We start from the raw sequence: 23,340 nt of genomic DNA on the forward strand, positions 1-23,340 counted from the left end.
GGTGATCCCGGTATTCGCATAAAGGTACACCCACGGAAGGGTGGCAAGGTGCATAACCTTATATTCATTTAATATCGATTAAATGATCAATCATCGTTCTTTGGCAGCCGTGCCAAAGCTTCCGCCGCGTTCAGGATATCCGTGTTGACCGTGTCGGAGGTGACATGCCCGTCGCGCAGCGTGATGTTGCGGCTGCTGTATTGGGCGATCTCCGGGTTGTGGGTCACGAATATGATGGTGCGTCCCTCGGCATGTAGCTTCTGGAAGAGCACCAGTATCTCGAAGGAGGTACGGGTGTCGAGGTTTCCGGTCGCTTCGTCGGCGAGGATAACGGCGGGATCGTTCACCAGTGCCCGGGCGATGGCGACGCGTTGCATCTGTCCGCCGGACATCTGGTTGCTTTTATGCATCAAGCGGTCGCCCAGTCCTACGGCAACCAGCGATTCGACTGCTTTCCGGTGGCGGGCGGAGGCGCTATAGTTCGGATTGTACATCAGGGGCAGCTCCACGTTCTCCACCGCAGTGGTCTTGGGAAGCAGGTTGTAACTCTGAAAGACGAATCCGATCTTGCGGTTGCGCAGGGTGGCACGGGAGTTCTTTCCCATCGTGCGGACCGATGTCCCGTCGAGGTAATATTCCCCGCTGGTCGGCGTGTCTAAGCAGCCCAACGTGTTCAGCAAGGTGCTCTTTCCTGAGCCGGATGTCCCCATGATGGTGACAAACTCGCCTTCGTAGATCGTGAAGGAGACGCCACGCAGGGCATGGACCGTTTCGTCTCCGACCTTGAAGTCACGCTTGATGTTTTCTAATTTGATTATCTCTTTCATATTGTTGTACTCCTTGTTTGGGGAGGGCAGATATATAAAGCCTGCCCCTACTTGGCACTCTTCTTGTTCTTATTACTTCCCGGAGGGCCTGGCATGAACGGGCTTCTTTCCGTTTCGGTTCCGGCTGCCGGGGCAACTGAGGCGGCTTCGAAATCGACTGCCAACTCTTCACCTTCGTCCAGGCCGTCGGTAATCTCGATCATGTTTCCGCTGGTGGAGCCGACGGTTACTGCTTTCGGCTTCAGCTCTTGTCCGTTCCTGATCCATACGAGACGTTTCCCGGCAGGGGCTTCCGTATCGGCATTGGAGACGGTGTAGCCTATTTGGGCCAACATCCCGGCATCCGGCACGAAGCGGAGCGACTTGGTCGGGACCGTCAGCACGTTATCGCGTTCCAGGGTGAAGATCGTCACGTTGGCTGTCAGGCGCGGTTTCAGCTTCAGGTCGGGGTTGTCGGCCGAGATAACCACTTCGTAGGTAACGACCGTCGAGGTCGAGGAGGAAGTGGAACTGCTGCTTTCGCTGTCGCCGAGGCGGATCTGCATGACTGTGCCTTTGAAAACATCGTTCGGGTAGGCGTCGACGGTGAAGGAGACGCGTTGTCCGTTCTCTACGTTGCCTATATCGGCTTCGTCCACGTCGGCGATCACCTGCATCTTGGTCAGGTCGGCTGCGATGGTGAACAGGGTCGGGGTCTCGAAGCCGGCGGCCACTGTCTGCCCTTCTTCGACGGCGCGGTTGATCACGACACCGTCGATCGGGCTGGTGATCGTCGCATATTCGAGGTTACGGTTGACTTTGACCATGGCCGCCTGGTTCTGTTCGTAGGCGGCTTTTGCCTTCTCGTAGTTGTAGGTGGAAGTCTCGTAGTCCGAGTCGCTGATCAGCTTCTTTTCGAAGAGGATTTTGTTGCGGGCGTAATTCTTCTGCTGGTACTCGTATTCGCTTTTGCTGCTTGCTAACTGTGCCTGGGCGGACGCGAGTTCGGCTTTCAGGTTGACCTTGTCCATCTCGGCGATCAGCTGTCCTGCTTTGACCACATCGTTGTAGTCTGCATACAATTTGTCGATGATGCCGGACACCTGCGTGCCGACTTCGACTTCCGTTACCGGTTCGACTGTCCCGGTTGCCGTTACCGTGTTCGAGATGGAACTACGACCCACTTTGGCGGTTTCGAGCCGGATGCCGCCTTTCGACGTTTTGCCTGTGAAGAGCCAGATGCCGCCGGCTACGGCCAGTACGCCTACTATACCGATGATTAGTTTCTTCTTATTCATATCTTATCTGTTTTTATTTCTTCTTTGATAGCGGTTCCTTTTGTGAGGTCCCTGCCGGAGTGAATCGAAGCAGGGACCGAAACAAAAAGAGAGTGAATATATTCATTAGCGGTTCACCCCTAATGCCATGTTTCAGAATAAATTGATCTCTTCTCCCTGGTAGAAGCGCAATAAGCCTGCGTTCAGTATGGCCGTGTATTTGGCCTGAAGCGTTTCCTGTTGTGCGCTGAGGAGGTTGTTTTTCTCTGTGAGCAGTTCGACCGTGTTTTTCATGCCTACGTTGAACTGTTCGCTGACGAGTGAATAACTGGTCTCTGTGCTTTTCAGCTTCTGGGCGGCTGCCACGTATTGCTGCTGTGCGCTGTTGGCGGTCAGCCAGAGGCTTTCGATCGTCTTATAGAGTGTCTTTTGGTTGTCCAGCAGGTCCAGTTGGCTGGTCTGCTTTTGCAGCTTCGCCTTGTTGATGGAGCTTTTCGTCTGCCGCTTGTCGAAGATGGGGATGCTGAGGGTCAGTCCCAGCGAGTTGTTCCAGTTCTGCTTGACCTGTTCGCTGAAGCTGAAGTCGCTGCCGTTGGCGTTCGTGCTTCCGATGCCTGCGCTGAGGCTTAAGGTCGGGAGATAGCCTGCGCGTGCCATCTTGATGCTCAGGTCCGAGGTCTCCACGTTCAGCTTGCCGGCCTCTATTTCGGGGCGGAGGCCGAGGGCGGTGTTGTAGACATCGTCTTTTGTAGGGAGCGGGATCAGTACGTTGCTGTCGTTCAGTTGCGGGAGGTAGAGGTCCATTTCGATGTCTCCGTCCAGTTCGAGAAGCTGTTTCAACTGCAACTTATAATCCTGCAGGGTAGCCTGGGAGGTCACTAACTGGTAGTTGTCGCTGCTGACCTGCGCTTCCAGTTGGGCGAGGTCGCTCGAGGCGATGCTGCCGACGTTGAACAGTTCCTGTCCCCGTTCAAACTCTTTGCGGCTTACTTCCAGCGTCGATTCGTTCACTTTGACGGCTTCGGCCGAGTAGAGTATCTGCACATACAGTTGGGTGATACTTTCCTCGATGGAGTTTTCGCTTTCGTCAACGTTCAGTTCGGCAATGCGGTTGTTCAGCTTCTGCTGTTTGACGGTGTTCACCCGCTTGCTGCCGTTATAGACGGTCCAGTTAGCGTCGATGCCGTAGCTGCCGTTATAGGATGTTTTGCTTTCGCTTGTCGTGATATTATCGCCGCTGATGATCGTGCCGCTTGCGCTGTTCGGGCGGTTGACGACGCGCTGGCTGATGTTTCCGCTCAGGGAGGGCAGGAAATCCGCCTTGGCTGTCTTTACGTCTTCTTGTGCACTTTCCACATTGATACGGTTTCGCTGGATAGTGATGTTATGCTCCAGTGCATAATCGATACAGTCGCGAAGCGTCCACTGCTTGGGTACACCGTCCTCTGCTTTCATCCCGGCGGGCAGGAGGAGCAGGCAGGAGAGGAGTATGGAAGAAATCTGTTTCATAATGCTTTCGTTTTTGCAACCTGACAATCTTTTTACCTTTTTACGAAAGCAAAACTACAACGAGATGAAAACCTGCACAATCAGATTAGAAAAAGAGGATTGTTTCCTCGACAAAGGGAGGATTTCTATCGATGAATGGTTCATTGTGGAGACGCACGGCCGTGCGTCTCTACGGAGGAATGATTAATAAAGGGCAATCCCGGCGATGCCTGCCAAGATAATCATCAGGATCGGATTGATCTTGAACTTCCAGGTGAGGATGAACGCCGCTCCGAAGATCAGGAAGCTCTTGTAATCGATAAAGTTCTCGCTGTTCATCAACAGCAGGGCGGCGGCGGCAATCAGGCCGACCGTAGCCGGACGAAGACCGTAGAAAGCGGCTGCTACATATTTATTGTTCCTGAATTTGGCAAAAGCGTATGAGATAGCCAGCACTAACAGGAAAGAAGGAAGGCAGACGGCAAATGTTGTCAGGCAGGAACCTAATATGGCCATCGCGGGGGAATAGCCGGCGTTGTGGATGGCTGTATATCCGATATAGGTGGCACTGTTGATCCCGATCGGGCCGGGTGTCATCTGCGAGATGGCGACGATATCCGTAAATTCCTGCGACGAGATCCAACCGTAGCGGTCCACCACGTCCGCCTGTATCAAGGAAAGCATAGCGTAGCCTCCACCGAAACCGAATATCCCGATTTTCAGATATACATAAAGTAATTGCAACCAGATCATATCAGCTTTTCTTTATTTTCAGTCCGTAAATAAGCCCTCCTATAATGGCGGCTACAATAATCCATACGGGCGACAATCCTCCCTTCCAGATCAGCAGTGCGGCAGCGATAGGGATGATCAGCTCTTTATAACTCATCTTGATCGAACGTGCCGTTGTCAGGCAGGGCACGGCAATCAGGGCGACAACCGCCGGACGCAATCCTTTGAACGCTTTCTCCACCCATATGTTGTCCTGCACCTGTGTGAAGAACAGCGCGATAGCCAAAATGATAAAGAAGGAGGGAAGAATGCTTCCCAAAGCACAAACAACGCCGCCCGGCACTTTTTTCAGCTTATATCCTACAAAGATAGAGATGTTCACAGCGAAGATGCCGGGCAAGGACTGGGCTACGGAGAAGAGGTCGATAAAATCTTCCTTCGAAAGCCATCCTTTATCTACCACCTCCCGCTGTATCAGGGGCAGCATCGCATACCCTCCCCCGATCGTGAAAGTCCCTATTTTGACGAATGTCAGAAAAAGTGTCCAGTACATAAATTTACTTACCTTCGTTTACCGTCCCAATTCTTTTTCGTACCGCTGGTCGTCGTTGATGAGGCGCAAGGCTTCCTGGAAGCTTTCGTTGTCGTCGTTGATAACTTGGAAGTATTCGGCCATGTCGTACAGGTCGCGGGCGATAAGCGCCTTGATCTGGAGCATGATAAGCGGTTTGGAACGATTGTATTGTTCTTCGTTGAATTCGATCTTGTCGTCTTTCGCTAATGTGACCAGTTCCTGCATCATATCGTCCGTCACGTTGAAGTTCTGCTTATATTGGGCGAACTTCGGATATTTCTTATTCAGTTCGGCACGGTGGCGGTCCAGGTAATTCATGGCGATACGGTTCACGAGGCCGGCAGCCACGACGCTACGGTGATAATCCGTATAGCGGGACGTGTCGACCGGGATAAAGACATCCGGCATGATACCGCCGCCGCCGTAGACGATGCGTTTTGTCTCCAACGTATTATATTTCATCGAGTCGGGGAAATGGATGCTGTCCGCGCTCATCAGCTCGCCCCGGTTATAACGGTCGATCAGGTCATGGTTGTATTGCTCCTGGTTGCCGTTTACATACGGTTTCTGGATGGAACGGCCTGTCGGGGTGTAATAACGGGCAACCGTCAGGCGGATCATCGAGCCGTCAGGCATCGGGATCGGTTTCTGCACCAACCCTTTTCCGAATGTGCGGCGGCCTACCACTACGCCACGGTCCCAGTCCTGTATCGCACCGGAAAGGATTTCACTGGCGGAAGCGGATGTTTCGTCTACCAGTACGACCAAACGGCCTTCCTCAAACCCTCCGCGGGCTGAGGATTTGGCTTCTTCTCGCGGTTGCTTGTTCCCTTCGGTGTAAACGATCAGCTTGTCCTTGCCTAAGAATTCGTCGGCCAGGTCGATCGCTATGTTCAGATATCCCCCGCCGTTTCCCTGCAAGTCGAGGATCAGGTTCTTCATTCCTTGCTTCTTCAGTTTCTCCAATGCTTCCCGGAATTCGTCAGCCGATGAAGCGGCGAAGCGGTTCAGTTTGATATATCCGGTCGCCTTGTCCGCCATATAAGCGGCATCGAGGCTGTACACCGGAATTTTCCCGCGTGTGATCTTGAACTCGATCAAGTCCGGGACCTTATTGCGCAAAACCTTCACCCGTACTTCCGTATTCTTCGGGCCGCGCAAGCGTTTCATCACATCCGTGTTCTTCATCTTGACACCGGCAATCAGCGTATCATCCACCATGATAATGCGGTCGCCAGCCATCAGCCCCACCTTTTCCGAGGGGCCGCCGGGGATTACCTGGATGACATACAACGTATCTGTCAGCATATTGAACTGGATACCGATCCCGTCGAAGTTGCCCTGCAACGGTTCTGTCATCTCCTTTGTTTCTTCCGGGTCCGTATAAGTAGAATGCGGGTCCAGCTTTTCCAGCATGCCGACAATCGCATCTTCCACCAGCTTCGTTTCGCTTGTAGAGTCTACATATAAATTAGAGATGGCATACAAGGCCAACTGGAGCTTGCGGGCATCCGTATTGTTACCGCGCTGTGCCGACATCGAAGCGGCAAACACACTCAATATAAGGAGTGGCAGGAAAATTCGTTTCATTGTTCTATTTTTTAATAAAGGTTTGTCCCTTTCGGCACAAACTGGGAAATATCTTTGCCATAACGCAGCAACTCCCGCACAATGCTGGAACTGATATGCGTATGTTCCGGTTCCGTAAAAAGAATAAATGTCTCTATACCGCTTAGCTTCCGGTTCACGTCGGCTATGCTCTTTTCATATTCGAAATCGTTCACCGTACGGATGCCGCGCAGGATGAAGCCTGCATTCATCTGCTGGGCGAAATCGACCGTCAGCGAGTCGTACGACATGACCTGTACGCGCGGTTCATCCTTGTAGAGCTCCCGGATTGCCTCCAACCGTTTCTCCAGCGAGAAATGAGTCCGTTTCGTGTCGTTGATACCGATGGAGATAATAATCTCATCCACCAACTCGAGCCCGCGGCTTACCAGCGATTCGTGTCCGATCGTGAATGGGTCGAACGTTCCGGGGAAAAGCGCGATACGTTTATTTTTAATTGACGACATCTTCTTCTACAACTAAGTTATCTATAATAAAGTTCTGTCGTTCCATGGTGTTTTTACCCATATAGAATTCCAGCATATCTTTCACAAGGTCTTCTTTCTTCATGGTTACCGGGTCCAGGCGGATATCCTTTCCGATAAAATGCTTGAATTCGTCCGGCGAGATCTCTCCCAAACCTTTGAATCGGGTGATCTCGGCGTTTTTTCCGGCGGCGGCGATTGCGTTCACGCGTTCTTCCTCGCTGTAGCAATACCAGGTCTTCTGTTTGTTACGCACGCGGAACAGCGGCGTTTGCAGGATATAGACATGGTTCCGCTTGATCAGGTCCGGGAAGAACTGGAGGAAGAAGGTGATCAGCAACAGGCGGATGTGCATGCCGTCCACATCGGCATCGGTCGCGATGATCACTTTGTTGTAACGCAAACCTTCCAACCCGTCCTCTATGTTCAATGCGGCCTGAAGCAGGTTGAACTCTTCATTCTCGTACACGATCTTTTTGGTCAGCCCGAAACTGTTCAACGGCTTACCACGAAGACTGAACACTGCTTGCAGGTTTGGATCGCGGCTTTTGGTGATGGAACCGCTTGCCGAGTCTCCCTCGGTGATAAAGATGCAACTGTCTTCCAGATTGTCTCCCTTCGTGTCGTTCAGGTGGATACGGCAGTCGCGCAGCTTCTTGTTGTGCAGGTTCGCCTTCTTCGCACGTTCGCGTGCTAACTTCGTCACGCCGGCAATCGCCTTGCGCTCTTTTTCCGATTCCTGTATCTTACGCAGCAGGGCATCCGATGTCTCGGCGTTCTTGTGCAGGTAGTTGTCCAGTTCCTTCTTGATGAAGTCCCCGATAAACTTGCCTACCGAAGGACCTTCCGGTCCCATGTCTTTCGAACCTAACTTGGTCTTTGTCTGGCTTTCGAACACCGGCTCTTCCACCTTGATGCTGATAGCCGCCACCACTCCGGCGCGGATGTCCGAATATTCGAAGTTTTTGTTGTAATATTCTTTTATGACACGTCCCAACGCTTCACGGAAGGCGGAAAGATGCGTACCCCCCTGTGTCGTATGCTGTCCGTTGACGAACGAGTAGTATTCCTCCCCGTACTGGTTGCTATGGGTGATAACCACCTCTATATCTTCTCCTCTCAGATGGATGATGGGATATAGAGGCTCTGTCGTCATGTTCTCGTTCAACAGGTCTACAAGGCCGTTGCGTGAATGGAACTTCTTGCCGTTGAAGACAATCGTCAACCCTGAGTTGAGGAAGACGTAATTCTTCAGCAGGCTCTCGATATATTCGTCTTTATACAGGTAATCTTTGAATATCTCTTTGTCCGGAATGAAATAGATAAGCGTCCCGTTCGCCTCCTCCGTCGGACAGACCGAAGCTTCTTCGGTAATGATCGCCTTGCTGTATTCCACCCGCTTGCATTCGCCGTCCCGGAAACTGGTGATCAGGAAATAGCTGCTCAAAGCATTCACTGCCTTGATACCTACACCGTTCAATCCGACCGACTTTTTGAAAGCCTTGCTGTCGTACTTCGCCCCGGTATTCATTTTGCTCGAAACATCGACAACCTTGCCCAGCGGAATGCCACGGCCATAGTCGCGTACGGAAACGGTGCCTTCCTCGACGGTCACTTCTATGCTTTTACCGTACCCCATCATATATTCGTCGATGGAGTTATCCAGCACCTCTTTCAGCAATACATAAATACCGTCGTCGGCATAACTACCGTCTCCTAACTTCCCGATATACATACCGGGGCGGCGACGGATATGTTCCATCCAGTCAAGCGTCTTGATATCGTCATCGTTGTACGCTGTCGGCTGTTGCATTGTTGAATTCAGTTCGTCCATTTTTTAATATATGCTCTTCTTGTTTTGTGATGTTCGCGTTTGAAATAATCCCACTGTGCCTGTACGGCATTGTTTGTTTCCAGTTCCGGATTGCTTTCCGCATAAACGGCCCCGACACTTTTGTAAACCGGGATCAGGTCGTTGAACAGCAGCGCGTTTACGCCTTTGCTCTGATATTCCGGCAAGACCCCCGTCAGGTATAGGTCGATTACTTTCGGCTTGCTCTTCAAAGCCTTCAGCAGATAAATCCAGCCGAACGGGAAAAGATGCCCTTTCGCTTTCTGCATCGCCTTGGACAGGTTCGGCAGCGAAATGCCGAAGCCGACCACTTCGTCGTCTTCCTCGCGAACGATAAGCGTCACCAGGTCGTAGCGAAGCATCGGTATATACATATTAATATAGTAGTCGATCTGCTTTTGGGTCAAACGTGCGAATCCGTATAACGGCGCGTACGACTCGTTCAGTGTCTGGAACACCTTCTGCGCGTACGGCATAATCGACTTGGCATTCTTGAACTTCATAACCTTCAGCCCGTATTTCTTCTTCACGATCTCACCGATACGCAAATGCTTTTCCGGAACTCCGTCCGGGATATAGATTTTGAACTCATGCCAATCCTGGTCTTTATCGTATCCCATACGTTCCATTTGCTTCGGATAGTAAGGATAATTATAGATAGTCGCCATCGTCCCGATCTGGTCGAATCCCTCGATCAACATCCCTTCATGGTTCATATCGGTAAATCCCATCGGTCCGTGTATAGCCTCCATCCCCTGTTCTTTCGCCCATTTTTCTACGGCCCCGAACAAAGCGTCCACTACTTCGACATCGTCAATAAAGTCTACGAATCCGAAACGTGCATGCTTCTGGTTCCAGGTCTCATTGCTCCGGCGATTGATCATCCCCGCAATGCGTCCCACAACCTTCCCGTCTTTGTACGCCAGAAAATAGATCGCGTCACACACTTCGAACGCCGGATTCTTCTTCTTATCCAACGTCACCATCTCTTCTTCGATCAGGCCGGGCACGTGATACGGGTTGCCTTTATATAATTCGATATTGAACTTTACGAACTTTTTGAGTTCCTTCTTACTGGTAACTTCTTTAATTACTACGCTCATCGGTCATTTAGTTTGAACGGCAAATTTACACAATTAATTCATTTTTAGTGCTGGTTGTCGGGAAGAAATTGTTTGGAGGGACTTTTCGCACGAGCTGTAAATCTGAAAGGTGGGCTTTCTATCGGACGTTTTTTATATTGTGATTGTAAATAACGAAATATTATTTTGAAAAACAGAATTACGTTTTTATCTTTGTAAGCGAGAAACGAGTAGGTAATGAGAATATTTACAGAACAGGCACTAAAAGAATATTCAGAAAAGCATCCTGATTCAAGGGGCGCTTTACAAGAATGGGTTGCTATAGTCAAAAAAAGTGACTGGACATGTTTTACTGATGTAAAGAGAGCATTCAATAGTGTGGATAGCGTAGGCAATCAGCATTATGTATTTAATATCAGAGGTAACAACTATCGTTTAGTTGTTGTTATAAAATTCACTATTAAGTTTGTGTATATACGTTTTATTGGAACTCATAAAGAATATGATAAAATAGATTGTTCAAAAGTTTAAAATGAAATTTATGACGAAGATAGAGAATAAAGTTCAATATGAATGGGCAATAAAAAGAGTAGAGGAACTTCTTCCATTGGTAGATGACAACACTCCGCTCGATGATCCGAATAGTATAGAGTTGGAGCTTTTGTCTAACCTTGTAGCTGATTATTCGGATGAGCATTTTGCGATAGGAGAACCAACGTTGGTTGATGTATTAAAACTGCGTATGTATGAAATGGGACTGACACAAAAAGCATTGTCTGCCTTGATTGGTGTTAGCCCATCCAGGCTTAGCGATTATGTTTCAGGGAAATGTGAGCCTACCTTGAAGGTTGCCAGAGAAATGAGTCGAAAATTGAATATTGATGCTAATATTGTATTAGGTGTGTAATTCGGGTTTCTACCCTCCCCCTTATTGTGTAATTAAGTTTCCTTTGCGATTAAACATATCTTTTATAAATAACGGTAAAATCCGACTTTTTAGCATTGAAAACGGCCGTTCAGCCATGAGGTGCGCAGTTTTTTGCCATGAACGCGGTCGTCATTGCCGTGAGGTGCCGAGGGTATCCACCATGAAGACGGTCGTCATGGCAACGAAGACGGTCGTCGGGGCAATGAAGACCGTCTTCATGCCGGCAAAGCCCCGGATTAGTTTTGCGATATTCGGGTTCGCCACCGTCTTTCCTTTGCTATAGGCGATTCTCCGGGAGTTGAGGCTTTCCAAAATGCCTGTTTTTTATGTCTTTTTGTAACAAAGAAACCTCAATTTTCTATTTTCTGCCTGTCTCGTTTTTTTATTGTCAGTTTATAGTGGATTGGAGAATCAAAATGACGGACTTGATTGAACCGGGATTTTGTCTGAAATAGAAATTGTCTAAAATGGGGGTTATTGTAATATTTGTTCTCTTCCAAACCTTTTTGAAACCATCCAGTAGATTAATTTGATATTTGACAGTTGTGTACTGATTTGAGTCACGGATTATCCTTAGAACATTAAGGTTTGTACAAATATCTCAATTTTAATGTGTGTAATGATTCCAATTTCTTATCTTTGTGGCGTTTTCGTGATTCCCTGTGTGGGAGTGACGAACCTTTGTGTGCCCGAAACCCTGTTTGGCGGCACTGATATATAACATTTATTTGATTATAAAATCATGAAGATAGCTATAGTCGGGACAGGTTATGTGGGACTTGTCACCGGTACTTGTTTTGCAGAAATGGGAACCGAAGTTTTCTGCGTTGACGTAAATGCCGAAAAGATCACAAACCTGAAACAGGGTATCATTCCTATCTACGAACCCGGCCTTGAAGAGATGGTTCACCGTAACCAGCAAGCCGGTCGCCTCCATTTCACAACCGATTTGAGAGAATGCCTGAACGAGGTCGAAGTCCTCTTCAGCGCCGTAGGTACTCCTCCCGACGAAGATGGCAGTGCCGACCTGAAGTATGTGCTCGAAGTAGCCCGTACCGTCGGTCGCAACATGACCAAACATCTCCTTGTCGTGACGAAGAGCACCGTTCCGGTAGGTACGGCCCGTAAGATCCGTGAGGCGATCCAGGAAGAATTGGATAAACGGAACTTGTCGATCGAGTTCGATGTCGCTTCGAACCCCGAATTCCTGAAGGAAGGTGCGGCCATCAAGGATTTTATGAGTCCGGACCGTGTGGTCGTAGGTGTCGAATCCGAGCGTGCAAAAGAGCTGATGACCCGTTTGTACCGTCCGTTCCTATTAAATAATTTCCGTGTAATTTTCATGGATGTCCCATCCGCCGAGATGACGAAATATGCAGCCAATGCCATGTTAGCTACCCGTATCAGCTTTATGAACGATGTTGCAAACCTGTGCGAGATCGTCGGAGCCGATGTGAATATGGTGCGTAAAGGGATCGGTTCGGATGGCCGCATCGGCAACCGTTTCCTGTATGCCGGTATCGGTTATGGAGGTTCCTGTTTCCCAAAAGATATAAAAGCGTTGATCAAAACAGCCAGATCTAACGGCTACCGCATGCGTATCTTAGAAGCTGTCGAAGAGGTCAACGAAGAGCAGAAATCCATCTTGTTCCGCAAGCTGGACGATTATTTCAAGGGTGATCTGAAAGGCAAACGTATTGCTATGTGGGGCCTGGCCTTCAAGCCGGAAACGGACGATATGCGCGAAGCCCCTTCTCTGGTTCTGATAGATAAATTATTGGCTTCCGGTTGCGAAGTGTATGTCTACGACCCTGTCTCGATGGAAGAAACCCGCCGCCGTTTAGGAAATACCGTCCATTATGCCAAAGATATCTATGATGCGGTAGTGGATGCCGACGCCCTCCTGCTTGTCACGGAATGGAAAGAATTTCGCATGCCCTCCTGGTCTGCTGTCAAAAAGCTGATGGCTACGCCGTTGATATTGGATGGCCGTAACATCTACGATGTGAAGGAGTTGGAGGAGAATGGGTTTGTTTATCATTGTGTAGGAAGATAGATCAGAATAAACAGGCCGTGAGTTCAGATGATATCTTACAACTGATTCGTCAGGGAGAAAGTTTTCGGCTGGAAGCGAAGAGAGCCGAAACAGAGGTTCCTGCATCCGTATGGGAAAGTTATTCCGCTTTTTGTAATACGAATGGAGGGGTCATTCTGCTTGGCGTATCGGAAGATAAGAAAACGAAAGAGCTTTATGTTTCCGGCGTTGAAGAGAGTGGCAAGATTATCCAATCTTTCTGGAACCAGATTAATAATAAACAGAAAGTGAGCGACAACCTGCTTTTTAATCGTCAGGTTTATGCCCTTTCCATTGAAGATAAAGAAGTTGTAGTTATTGAAGTGCCTCGTGCAGACCGTCATTATAAACCTGTTTTTATTAATGACAACCTGTTTGCCGGTACATACCGGAGGAATGCCGATGGCGATTATCATTGCCCGCGTGAAGAGGTGAAGGCGATGCTTCGCGACCAGGCGGATATTACTTTAGATAGCACAATAGTAGAAAATGTCGATTGGCAGGAACTGGATAAAGATACGATTTATCGTTTCAGGATGCGTTTCCGTAATCTGAAGCCCGATCATATTTGGAATACTTTGGATGATGTCGAGTTTTTATTGAAAGTCGGTGCACTCAAACGTAGTAGTGACGCTCCTGAGGTTCATCCGACTTTGGCCGGTATTCTGATGTTTGGAACGGAAATGTTGATCACCAACGAATATCCGAATTATTTCCTGGACTATCGGGAGATCGAAGACGGGAACCGCTATACGGACCGTGTCTTTTCTGCTTCCGGAGATTGGTCAGGTAACCTTTTTGATTTTTATTTCAGGATTATCGATCGTCTGACATCCGGTTTGAAAGTTCCCTTTCAATTGCGTAATGGGTTAGACAGGATTGATGATACGCCAGCTCACGGTGCTGTGCGCGAAGCCTTGGCAAATGCGTTGATCCATGCTGATTATCATGGTAGGCGGGGTGTTGTCATCGAAAAATATAAAGACCGGCTGACCATTTCCAATCCGGGAGTTTTGCGTATCACGATGGACGAAGCTCTTGAAGGCGGTATCAGTGATCCTCGTAATGCAAGTATTTTCAAGATGTTTGTTTTGGTAAATGTGGGTGAACGTATTGGCAGTGGTTTGCAAAACTTGCGTTATGTCTGGGAGCAAATGGGATTGGAAGTTCCTGTTTTGCGAGAATCTTTTTCCCCCGATCGGATGCGGTTGGATGTTGTTTTATGGAATGGAGATAATGCAGGTAGAGAAGGAGTGAACATCTTGGAGGCTACCCCCCCAGTCACCCCCCCAGTCACCCCCCCGGTCACCCCCCCAGTCACCCCCCCGGTTGAGAGTGTTTTGACGGAACTGGAAGAACGATTCTTGGCTCTCTTGTCAGCCGAAGCCACTTTGTCCCGCACTCAAATGGCTGAACGTTTGGAAATGGGGCTCGATACAGTCAAAGAATACTTACGTAAACTACGCGAGAAAGGTTATATTGAACGCATCGGAGGAAATAGGCGGACGGGGCGTTGGGTGGTAAAAAAGTAATAACTCAGTTACAATAATCGTGTGGTTTATTACTGCCACAAACTATCAGTAGGAAGATAAATCTTTAATGGAATAGGTTTTAAATGATAGATTGTCTATAGTAGTTCCTTGTTATAATGAGGAAGCTGTGTTGCCGGAAACAATTGTTCGTTTAGGACAGGTTCTGGAATCGCTAATTGTAAAAGGAAAGATTTCAAAAGACAGTTCCCTTTTGTTTGTAAATGATGGAAGCCGAGATAAAACATGGCAAATTATTAAAGAACATCATTTATCAAATAGTTTTGTGAAGGGTTTAAATCTGGCTGGTAATGTCGGTCATCAAAATGCTCTGATGGCCGGATTAATGGAGGTAAAAGATCGTGCAGATATGGTAGTGTCCATAGATGCAGATTTGCAAGATGAAGTTTCAGTTATAGAAGAAATGGTGGATCGCTATCATGAAGGTTTTGATATTGTTTATGGCGTTCGTAACGATCGAAAGACTGATAGTTTCTTAAAAAAAATACTGCCCTTGCTTTTTATAAGTTAATGTCTTGGTTGGGTGTAAAAACAATTTATAACCATGCTGATTATAGATTAATGAGTCGCCGGGCTGTATTGCAGCTAAGTAATTATAAAGAACGAAATTTATTCCTTCGCGGTATTGTTCCGTTAATTGGTTATGATACTACGTCTGTTTATTATCGCCAGCAGGAACGTTTTGCAGGAGAATCGAAGTATCCGTTAAGTAAGATGTTTAATTTTGCAGTAGACGGGATAACTTCTTTTTCTGTACGTCCATTAAGGTTGATTGCTTCATTGGGCTTTTTATTCTTATTCTGTAGTCTGATTGCAGTTTGCTATACATTGCATGCTCTAATATGTGACAAAACTGTTGCTGGATGGGCTTCCTTAATGCTTTCAGTTTGGTTTTTAGGAAGTTTAGTCTTGATAGCGATTGGTATAGTGGGAGAATATATTGGTAAGATTTATTTAGAGGTGAAAGAGAGACCGAGGTATAATATTAAAGAATTTTTGAGTTGATAGTGATGAAAATATTTAATCTTTACATATCTAAATTTGTATTTGTTTTGTCTGTCAATTAATAGATATTAAAATGAATATTCCCGTAACATTTTATACTTTATTCCCTTATTATGGAGTGGCTTTATTGTATTTGTTAGCAACTTATTGTGTGGGGAGAATTATTAGAAGCCTCACTTTTAAAGTAAAGGAATCTATTTCTGCATATTCTATATTGTGTAACATTCTCTTAGGGTGGGCGATATTGGTGACCGGTTATTCAATTGTGATGACACATGGGAAGACTGTTAATGTCTTATTCCTTGTTTTGTTTGGATTATATTTGATTTTTAGAAAGAGGGGTTTTAAAGAAGAAACATCTGTGACGAAGATTAGTCCTCATCGTTCGGAATGGTGGAAATATATTTTATTTACTTGTATAATTGCTTTCGCTTTGTTTCTGTTTCAAGTAGATAAAATCATGGATTGGGAAACTGGAATGTTTCAGGAGTTATATGGTGATTTTTGTTATAATATTAAGTTGACACAATTTTTGAATTTAGGTTTTGAGAATCGTTTTTTGGGATATAATTTCTTTAAAGAAATAGCCCCTATGCCATATCATTATTTTGAAATGTGGACAACAGCTATGACGTATAAACCATTAGGACTGGTCGCAGGAGTTTGTCACATGGTAACTACTCCTGTAATTTGTGTAACATTGATGTCTTTATGTTTTGTTGCAGTGTGGGAACGGAATAAGAAATTGAGTTGGTTTGGAATGTTATGTATTGTCGGATGTATTTTAATGATGGATTTAATACCTATTTTGTCGAAAATTCATCCTCGATTGACTGTGCAAGGTACTTACTTGTTGGGGCAGCCTCGTGCTATGCCTTCTATATTAGCTATTTTATTCTGTTTTGTGTTATATTTCTATAATAGGAAAGGTGAAGCTTACTATGTGCTTTTGGCAATACCGATATTAACGTTAGTTCCTGCTGTAGCAGTGTTAGGAACATTAGGATTATTGTTGCTTTTCAAGATTATACGTGAAAAGCGGATTGATTGGAATCTATGTTTGCCTTATGGCATTTTTTCTTTATTATTTACTTTGTATATTGCGACATCCCAAGGTGACCATATGGGAGGAGAGCCTTTCCATGTAGGATTGTTACGCTTATATATTACACAACCTGTGATCTATTTTTTAGCCTATCTGCATTGTCTTTTGGTCTTATGGCTAATCGATAGAAATAGATTAAAGCAGATTTTTAGTAAGTTAAGTTGGAGTATTTTCTTTTTATTTCTATCTACTGAAACATTTAGTATTTTTTTGAGAGGCTATAATTATGATGCTTCCCAGTTTACTTCCGGCTCTATTCCTTACTTTCTTTTTGCTTTGTATACGACATTTTTCTTATATGTGATTTCTTCAATGGCTTTTTCAAAGTTACATTATTTTTTTGTTTTCTGTTTTCTTTTCTTGAATGTAGGATTAGGAATTTTTGTTTATTCAAAACCATATCCAGTGAATAATTCTGCTCGTTCTACTTATATAACAGAAGTGTTGAATGCATTACCGATGCAAGAAGAATATAAGATAGGGGGATATATTGGAGAATTACAACAAGCGGATAATATGGTTTGCGGAGTGGTTGATGCAGTCGCCTGTCCTGATTTTTTAGATACATATTTGAATGGAGTATGGCATTATGCTATTAATAAAGGAAGTTGGGATGTCCGCTCTGATTGGGACAAGACACCATTCCGTGATTATTATGCAAAATCAAAGTTCCAATCATCTGACATGTCAGATGATGAAATTAGAATTAATTTCATCAAAGATTCGGGGATAGAATATGTCCGTATATATAAGGGGGCAAATCCTTCGAAATGGTTTCTTTCCCATTTAACATTATTGGCGAGTGATGAAAAAAGTGGTGAATGTTTTTATAAAGTGAAATCTTTAGGTGGAAGGTGAAACATTAAAGCAAAAAACAGCTAAAGGTCTTTTTTGGGGAGGGATAAGTAATGGTGTCCAACAAGTGCTCAGTGCTCTATTTGGCATTTATTTAGCTCGAACTTTAAGTGTTGAAGATTATGGCTTAATTGGTATGTTGGCGATTTTTTCTGGAGTTGCGGGAACTATAATAAATAGTGGATTTACCGTTGCATTAACCAATAAGATTGATGCTACTCATAAGGATTATAATGCGGTATTCTGGTTTACTTTTTTTGTAGGCTTGAGTTGCTATGTTGTTCTTTATTTTGTAGCTCCCTTGATTGCTATGTTTTATGATTGTCCTGAATTGACAATTTTATCAAGAGTTATGTTTGTGAGTTTTTTTGTAAACGGATGTGCTGCTGTTTCATATACGGTCCTATTTAAAAAACTCATGGTAAAGCAGCAGGCACAAATAGATATCACATCCATGTTATTATCTGGAATAGTAGGCATAACACTTGCTATAAAGGGATATGCCTATTGGGCGTTGGCTTGGCAGAATGTTATTTTTATTTGTAGTGGTGCTTTACTTCGTTTTTGGGTTGCTCCTTGGAAACCTTCTTTTAATATAAACTTTGTCCCACTGAAGGAGATGTTTTCTTTTAGTGTCAAAATGTTTTTCACAAATATATTTCAGCAAATAAATAATAATATATTCTCGGTATTATTAGGACGCTTTTTTAATGCAACTCAGGTAGGTTATTTTACGCAAGGGCAAAAATGGGCTGTGATGGGAAGCCAGTCCATCTGGGGTATGTTTAGTTCTGTTACTCAACCTGTTTTTGTCGAAGCGCAAGGAAATAGGCAGCGTGAGTTGAATGTTTTCAGAAAGATGAGTCGGTTTGGAGCATTTGTTTCTATCCCTGTAATGTTTGGACTTGCTTTTGTCGCAAAAGAATTTATTTGTATTACTCTTGGCGAAAAATGGTTACCATCAGTGGTGATATTACAGATATTATGCGTTTGGGGAAGCTTTTTATTTTTGCAAATACTTTATACCCAAGTATTAATTGTACATGGTCATTCTGATATTTATTTAAAAGGGAATATATTTCAAGGTGTATTGCAGTTGCTGTCCGTAGTAATAGCTTTTCATTGGGGCATATTAGTTATGGTAGGGGTTTATGTTTTAGCATTCCTGATTTCGTTATTCTTTTGGCATTTTTATGTACATAAGGATATCGGTTTAAAAGTTGAAATGGTAATTCAGGATATTGGTTCATATTTGTTTGTAACATTAATATCTTTTTCTTTTGTGTATTTTCTCTCATTAGGAATCTCAAATATTTATTGGCTGTTATGTGTGAAAGTTTTTTTGTCTGTGTTTATTTATCTCTGTCTGGTTTATTTATTAGGAGCTAAGATTATAAGAGAATCTATATTATTGATTAAAAATAAATTAAAATATTGATATGATAAAACAATATGATGTTTATTACATAACTTATTATTATCTACAACCTGTACTTGTTAATTTTTTTGTAGAGTATGTAAGTGCTATGGATTACAGGAAGGCGTGAAGTTTACCACAATATGAAGAGCATACACAAACTGCCCAACAAGGCGGAAAAGTAGTCGAAGCTGCCCGTGAACAGTTGGAGGGGAAAGATTCGGTGATTTCTTTACTTAATGTGAAAAACGGGCTGAGGTTGGCTGTTAAAAACAAAATGAAAGAATAAAAACGTATAAGTGGTAAATTGATGTTAGCAAAATTGTATAGGAAAATAGTTCCAGGGAAAATACGAAAGATTATTTATAATACCTTTTTAGATCGTTTATTGATACTTATTCGTAATTTTGAAGGAACAATGAGATGGTATTGGTGTAAATTGTTTTATGCAATCGTCTCTCCTAAAAATGAGAGAGAACAAGCTTATAAAGCTTGGGGAATTGCCGGCAATTCCCCATATCCATATATATGGAAGAAAGAGTACGATCTGCAACATTATGAGGTAAACGTAGATCATGCGAGTAACTTGCCTTATGTAGTTCATAATGGAAAGAAGTTGTATTTTAAACGAGATATGGTGGCTTCTGTCGAATCTGGCTATCGAGGACTTATGATTGAGCAAGATAAACGCTCTGCACACCGATATGTTGATTTTTATGATGAATTAAAAGGTAAAACTTTGTTAGATATAGGTGCAGCAGAAGCTATTTTCACTCTTGATGCCATTGAATATGTTAATCATGCTTATCTTTTTGAATGCGAAGAGGCTTGGATTGAGGCATTGGAAGCAACGTTTGCTCCTTGGAGGAATAAAATAACGATTGTCCGCAAATATGTAAGTGATGTGGATGATGATAATAATATAACGTTGGATACATTCTTTCAAGGTGAAAGAAAATCGATCGATAATTTATTTTTGAAAATGGACATAGAGGGATATGAAAGAAAAGCTTTGAAAGGTGCTGCCCATATTTTGAGTCATGGTAAGCCTGTTAGCGGTTCTGTTTGTATCTATCATTTACCTGATGATCCAGAAGTAATTGAAAATCTATTACATGAGTATGGTCTGCAAACAATTATTCAAACGGGTTATTTATACATGTGTTGGGAGATGCGTCCGGGGGTGATAAAGTTTAAAAGTTGATGGCAGAGCAGACTTTGAAAGAAAAAACGAAAGAACTTTTTTGAGGAGGGATGAGCAATGAGGTACAACAAGTACTGAATGCTCTGTTCGGACTTGTTTTAGCACATGCTTTGGATGCTTCCGACTGTGAAATTGTTTGATGCTTATAGCTTCAACGATTCAGGAAAATAGGTTTACAGTAGCTTTGTTTAATTAGAAAGAGATTAACTTACTGGATATAAAAGTAAAATTGAAATATAGATATTCATTTGAAAGATTTTGTAGAAAGATAAAGAAATGGACATGAGAACGATTAAAATTGGTTTTGTGGATTTTTGGCCGAGCTTTGATTATAAAGATTTTTTCATGTATAAATATTTGTCTAAATATTATCATCTGATTATAAGTGATGAACCTGATTATTTGTTCTGTTCAAGTTTTGGTTATAAACATTGGAAATATTCAAATTGCATAAAAATATATTATACAGCAGAAAATTTAATTCCGGATTTTAATATATACGATTATGGTATAGGCTTTTATTATCTTTCGTTGGGAGATCGATATTTGAGATTTCCATTATGGTTAATTTATTCTTGGGATCAATTGAACAATATGGAGGATAAAAATATAGATAAAGAATTGTGTAAAAGAAAATTTTGTAATTTTGTTTATTCTAATTCTGGATGGGCTGATCCTATTAGAGAAAAATTCTATAAGGGAATTTCTAAATATAAGAGAGTTGATTCAGGTGGTGCTTTTTTGAATAATATAGGCTATAGAGTTCCTGATAAATTAGGCTTTATAAAAGATTATAAGTTTACTATTGCAATAGAAAATTCTGTGGTTCCAGGATATACTACTGAAAAGATAATAGAACCAATGATTGTGAATTCTATGCCGATATACTATGGAGATCCTTATGTGGATAAAGATTTTAATATGCATTCGTGCATACATATTCGAAACTTTGAATCTATTCAAAGTTCTATAGACTATATTATACAATTGGATAAAGATGATTCTCTCTACATCTCTAAATTGCGACAAAAATGGTTTGCTTATGAGAATATTAAGACTGTGTATGATAGAAAATTAAGGGATTTCTTTGAAAATATTTTTGATCAAGAAAAAAGTGACGCTATTCGTCTTGTTGATTATGGATTTGCACGTCGTTATCGTAAGGAATTAAGTCGAACTACACCTTGGGCTACAACATTTTTAATAGAAAAAGGATATGGTCTACTTGATCGGATAAAAAGAATACGATTATGAATAAAGTAATAACAGTAACATCTCCTCTTCTTCCTCCGTTGGAAGAGTTTACTCCTTGCTTGGAAGATATTTGGAAGCGTAAGTGGCTTACCAATAATGGGTATTACCATCAAGAACTCGAAAAAGCTCTTTGTGAGTATTTGAAAGTTCCTTATATCAGCCTGTTTACAAATGGGACTTTGCCATTGATATGTGCTTTACAGGCAATGCGTATTACAGGAGAAGTGATAACAACTCCATATAGTTTTGTCGCGACAACGCATGCCCTTTGGTGGAATGGCATTAAGCCGGTATTTGTGGATGTCGACCCATTAACAGGCAATATGGATCCAGAGAAAATAGAAGCTGCCATAACTCCTAAGACTACTGCTATTATGCCTGTTCATGTTTATGGACGGCCTTGTGATACAAAACGTATTCAAGAAATTGCAGATACCTATGGGCTAAAGGTAATTTATGATGCGGCTCATGCCTTTGGTGTAGAAAAAGATGGTGTCTCTATTATTAATGCCGGAGATATGGCTACATTGAGTTTTCATGCGACTAAAGTTTATAACACAATAGAAGGTGGTGCTTTGGTTTGCCATGATGCACAAACAAAGCAACGTATTGACTACATTAAGAACTTTGGCTTTGCCAATGAAACAACGGTTGTTGCCCCCGGCATTAATGGTAAGATGGATGAACTTCGTTCTGCGTATGGGTTGTTGAGTTTGAAATATGTGGATGAGGCTATAGAGAAGCGTCATCAAGTCGCTATACGTTATCGGGAAGCATTGAAAGATGTTCGTGGAATACGTTATTTGGATGATAGTTCTGGAGTGAAACATAATTATTCATATTTTCCGATTTTCGTTTCTGAACGTGAATATGGAATGAGTAGAAATGCTTTATATGAGAAAATGAAATCTGTAGGAGTATATGGTAGACGATATTTTTATCCATTGATTAGTACATTTTCAACATACAAAGGCTTGGAGTCTTCTCGAGAAGAGAATTTGCTTATTGCACATAAAATGGCTGATGAGGTGATTTGCCTACCTATACACCATGATTTGGGTGAAACAGATATAGAAAGAGTTTTAATTAGTATATTAAAGTGAAATTATGGGGAATATATTTAAAGATATTGAATTGTTGCTGTCTAATTCTTATATTAGATGGAAATGTTGTGGGTGGCCTATCTACTATTGTTTAGAGTATATCTTGGCTTCAGCATTAAGCAAAATAGGTATTACTTATAAAGTTAGAGATTATTCGAAAATATTGAATCAGAGATTTCAAAATAAATGGTTGCTAAAAGGTAGATATTTTGATTTTAAAGGTATTTTTTTTCCTGATGTATCGTATGATCAAAATTTAGTTAGTATTTTACGTTACTGTTTTGATGATGTATTAGTACCTTATGTTTACTATAATGACAGATATGATTCTCATTTGATGAAAAAGCTGGATGCTTGTTTGGTAGAAGGTTGCTATGGTTATGTGGATGGAGCATTTGATGTAAGAATCAATGAAGGGGATGTTGTTTTTGATGTTGGAGCATGGGGAGGCGATTTTAGTGCTTATTGTTCGCGAAAGAATGCTTCAAAGATATACGCATTTGAACCTTGTTGTGATATGTTGGATATTTTAAAGGAAACGGCTAAATTGAATACTAATATAGTGCCTGTTCCTTATGCTTTAGGTGAAAAAAATGAACAAATGTCTATTTCTGTAGAACCAGGTGGATTGGGCAACTCTTTTAAAAGAGTTGTTTCTGACCGGTCAGAAACAATATGTGTTAAGACAATTGATTCTTTCGTGCAGGAAAATAGCATAGCAAAATTGGATTTTATTAAAGCGGATATAGAAGGGGCAGAACGAGAAATGTTGAAAGGTGCTGTAAATACATTAAGGAATTTAGCTCCTAAGCTTGCTGTTTGTACATATCATCTACCGGATGATCCGGAAGTCCTAAGTCAAATAATAAAGGACGCTAACCCTAATTATACAATCGTCCAAATGCGACATAAATTGTTCGCTTCAGTTATTGATTGAAATT

General features: G+C 43.2%; 21 protein-coding genes and 1 pseudogene. 12 read left to right on the plus strand and 10 right to left on the minus strand.

Annotation, left to right across the window (positions count from 1 at the left end; genetic code table 11):
* Positions 1–86 precede the first annotated feature (86 nt).
* The 3 genes from H8S65_RS07760 to H8S65_RS07770 all read right to left on the minus strand — a co-directional run bounded on the left by H8S65_RS07760 (position 87) and on the right by H8S65_RS07770 (position 3,592).
* Entirely contained in the window at positions 87–827 is a 741-nt protein-coding gene (locus H8S65_RS07760) for an ABC transporter ATP-binding protein (protein ID WP_186929422.1), read from the minus strand.
* Positions 828–874: 47 nt separating this feature from the next.
* Positions 875–2,104: an efflux RND transporter periplasmic adaptor subunit gene (locus tag H8S65_RS07765; protein WP_186929423.1), complete on the minus strand. Its 1,230-nt coding sequence runs from the start codon at positions 2,102–2,104 to the stop codon at positions 875–877.
* 132 nt (positions 2,105–2,236) lie between these two features.
* Positions 2,237–3,592 (minus strand): TolC family protein, encoded by a 1,356-nt coding sequence (locus H8S65_RS07770; protein WP_186929424.1) that lies wholly within the window; start codon positions 3,590–3,592, stop codon positions 2,237–2,239.
* A 64-nt stretch (positions 3,593–3,656) separates the two neighbouring features.
* Between H8S65_RS07770 and H8S65_RS21025 the strand changes: the two genes are divergently transcribed.
* The gene (locus H8S65_RS21025; protein ID WP_255489070.1) at positions 3,657–3,779 is read left to right on the plus strand and encodes a hypothetical protein; all 123 of its coding nucleotides are present in this window, start codon (positions 3,657–3,659) and stop codon (positions 3,777–3,779) included.
* On the opposite strand, the gene H8S65_RS07775 is transcribed toward H8S65_RS21025, so the two are convergent.
* Genes H8S65_RS07775 through H8S65_RS07800 form a run of 6 tightly spaced genes read right to left on the minus strand, consistent with a single transcriptional unit; the run spans position 3,776 to position 9,925 of the window.
* Positions 3,776–4,324, minus strand: a complete 549-nt coding sequence (locus tag H8S65_RS07775) for a chromate transporter (protein ID WP_186929425.1) — start codon at positions 4,322–4,324, stop codon at positions 3,776–3,778. The two genes, H8S65_RS21025 and H8S65_RS07775, sit on opposite strands and share 4 nt — an antisense overlap.
* A gap of 1 nt (position 4,325) precedes the next feature.
* The gene (locus H8S65_RS07780) at positions 4,326–4,856 is read right to left on the minus strand and encodes a chromate transporter (protein WP_186929426.1); all 531 of its coding nucleotides are present in this window, start codon (positions 4,854–4,856) and stop codon (positions 4,326–4,328) included.
* 18 nt (positions 4,857–4,874) lie between these two features.
* Entirely contained in the window at positions 4,875–6,467 is a 1,593-nt protein-coding gene (locus tag H8S65_RS07785) for a S41 family peptidase (RefSeq protein WP_186929427.1), read from the minus strand.
* 11 nt (positions 6,468–6,478) lie between these two features.
* Complete coding sequence (gene coaD / locus H8S65_RS07790) at positions 6,479–6,952, minus strand: pantetheine-phosphate adenylyltransferase (protein ID WP_186929428.1); 474 nt, start codon at positions 6,950–6,952, stop codon at positions 6,479–6,481.
* Positions 6,939–8,804, minus strand: a complete 1,866-nt coding sequence (locus H8S65_RS07795) for a DNA topoisomerase IV subunit B (protein ID WP_186929429.1) — start codon at positions 8,802–8,804, stop codon at positions 6,939–6,941. Before H8S65_RS07795 ends, coaD begins: the two co-directional genes overlap by 14 nt.
* Positions 8,792–9,925 (minus strand): hypothetical protein, encoded by a 1,134-nt coding sequence (locus tag H8S65_RS07800; RefSeq protein ID WP_186929430.1) that lies wholly within the window; start codon positions 9,923–9,925, stop codon positions 8,792–8,794. Before H8S65_RS07800 ends, H8S65_RS07795 begins: the two co-directional genes overlap by 13 nt.
* Before the next feature lie 216 nt (positions 9,926–10,141).
* Here H8S65_RS07800 and H8S65_RS07805 point away from each other — a divergent pair, with 216 nt between their 5' ends.
* Entirely contained in the window at positions 10,142–10,435 is a 294-nt protein-coding gene (locus H8S65_RS07805; protein ID WP_186929431.1) for a type II toxin-antitoxin system HigB family toxin, read from the plus strand.
* A 10-nt stretch (positions 10,436–10,445) separates the two neighbouring features.
* Positions 10,446–10,811, plus strand: coding sequence for a helix-turn-helix domain-containing protein (locus H8S65_RS07810; protein WP_186929432.1), 366 nt, complete (start codon positions 10,446–10,448; stop codon positions 10,809–10,811).
* Positions 10,812–10,961: 150 nt separating this feature from the next.
* On the opposite strand, the gene H8S65_RS07815 is transcribed toward H8S65_RS07810, so the two are convergent.
* Positions 10,962–11,144 (minus strand): hypothetical protein, encoded by a 183-nt coding sequence (locus H8S65_RS07815; RefSeq protein ID WP_186929433.1) that lies wholly within the window; start codon positions 11,142–11,144, stop codon positions 10,962–10,964.
* Between the two features lie 430 nt (positions 11,145–11,574).
* Here H8S65_RS07815 and H8S65_RS07820 point away from each other — a divergent pair, with 430 nt between their 5' ends.
* The 9 genes and pseudogenes from H8S65_RS07820 to H8S65_RS07860 all read left to right on the plus strand — a co-directional run bounded on the left by H8S65_RS07820 (position 11,575) and on the right by H8S65_RS07860 (position 23,336).
* Positions 11,575–12,888, plus strand: a complete 1,314-nt coding sequence (locus H8S65_RS07820; RefSeq protein WP_186929434.1) for a UDP-glucose dehydrogenase family protein — start codon at positions 11,575–11,577, stop codon at positions 12,886–12,888.
* A 17-nt stretch (positions 12,889–12,905) separates the two neighbouring features.
* Positions 12,906–14,438, plus strand: coding sequence for a DUF8451 domain-containing protein (locus H8S65_RS07825; RefSeq protein WP_186929435.1), 1,533 nt, complete (start codon positions 12,906–12,908; stop codon positions 14,436–14,438).
* Positions 14,439–14,529: 91 nt separating this feature from the next.
* A pseudogene (locus H8S65_RS07830) lies at positions 14,530–15,461 on the plus strand (glycosyltransferase family 2 protein).
* Positions 15,462–15,534: 73 nt separating this feature from the next.
* The gene (locus H8S65_RS07835) at positions 15,535–17,424 is read left to right on the plus strand and encodes a hypothetical protein (protein ID WP_186929436.1); all 1,890 of its coding nucleotides are present in this window, start codon (positions 15,535–15,537) and stop codon (positions 17,422–17,424) included.
* Entirely contained in the window at positions 17,414–18,859 is a 1,446-nt protein-coding gene (locus H8S65_RS07840; RefSeq protein ID WP_186929437.1) for a lipopolysaccharide biosynthesis protein, read from the plus strand. Before H8S65_RS07835 ends, H8S65_RS07840 begins: the two co-directional genes overlap by 11 nt.
* Before the next feature lie 289 nt (positions 18,860–19,148).
* The gene (locus tag H8S65_RS07845) at positions 19,149–20,042 is read left to right on the plus strand and encodes an FkbM family methyltransferase (RefSeq protein ID WP_186929438.1); all 894 of its coding nucleotides are present in this window, start codon (positions 19,149–19,151) and stop codon (positions 20,040–20,042) included.
* 282 nt (positions 20,043–20,324) lie between these two features.
* Positions 20,325–21,296 carry a glycosyltransferase family 10 domain-containing protein gene (locus tag H8S65_RS07850; protein ID WP_186929439.1) on the plus strand — a complete coding sequence of 324 codons (972 nt, stop codon included), beginning with the start codon at positions 20,325–20,327 and terminating at the stop codon, positions 21,294–21,296.
* Complete coding sequence (locus H8S65_RS07855) at positions 21,290–22,399, plus strand: DegT/DnrJ/EryC1/StrS family aminotransferase (protein WP_186929509.1); 1,110 nt, start codon at positions 21,290–21,292, stop codon at positions 22,397–22,399. Before H8S65_RS07850 ends, H8S65_RS07855 begins: the two co-directional genes overlap by 7 nt.
* Before the next feature lie 4 nt (positions 22,400–22,403).
* Positions 22,404–23,336, plus strand: coding sequence for an FkbM family methyltransferase (locus H8S65_RS07860; protein ID WP_186929440.1), 933 nt, complete (start codon positions 22,404–22,406; stop codon positions 23,334–23,336).
* The last annotated feature ends 4 nt before the right edge of the window (positions 23,337–23,340 follow it).

The sequence above is a fragment of the Parabacteroides hominis genome, assembly GCF_014287585.1.
Lineage (GTDB): Bacteria > Bacteroidota > Bacteroidia > Bacteroidales > Tannerellaceae > Parabacteroides > Parabacteroides hominis.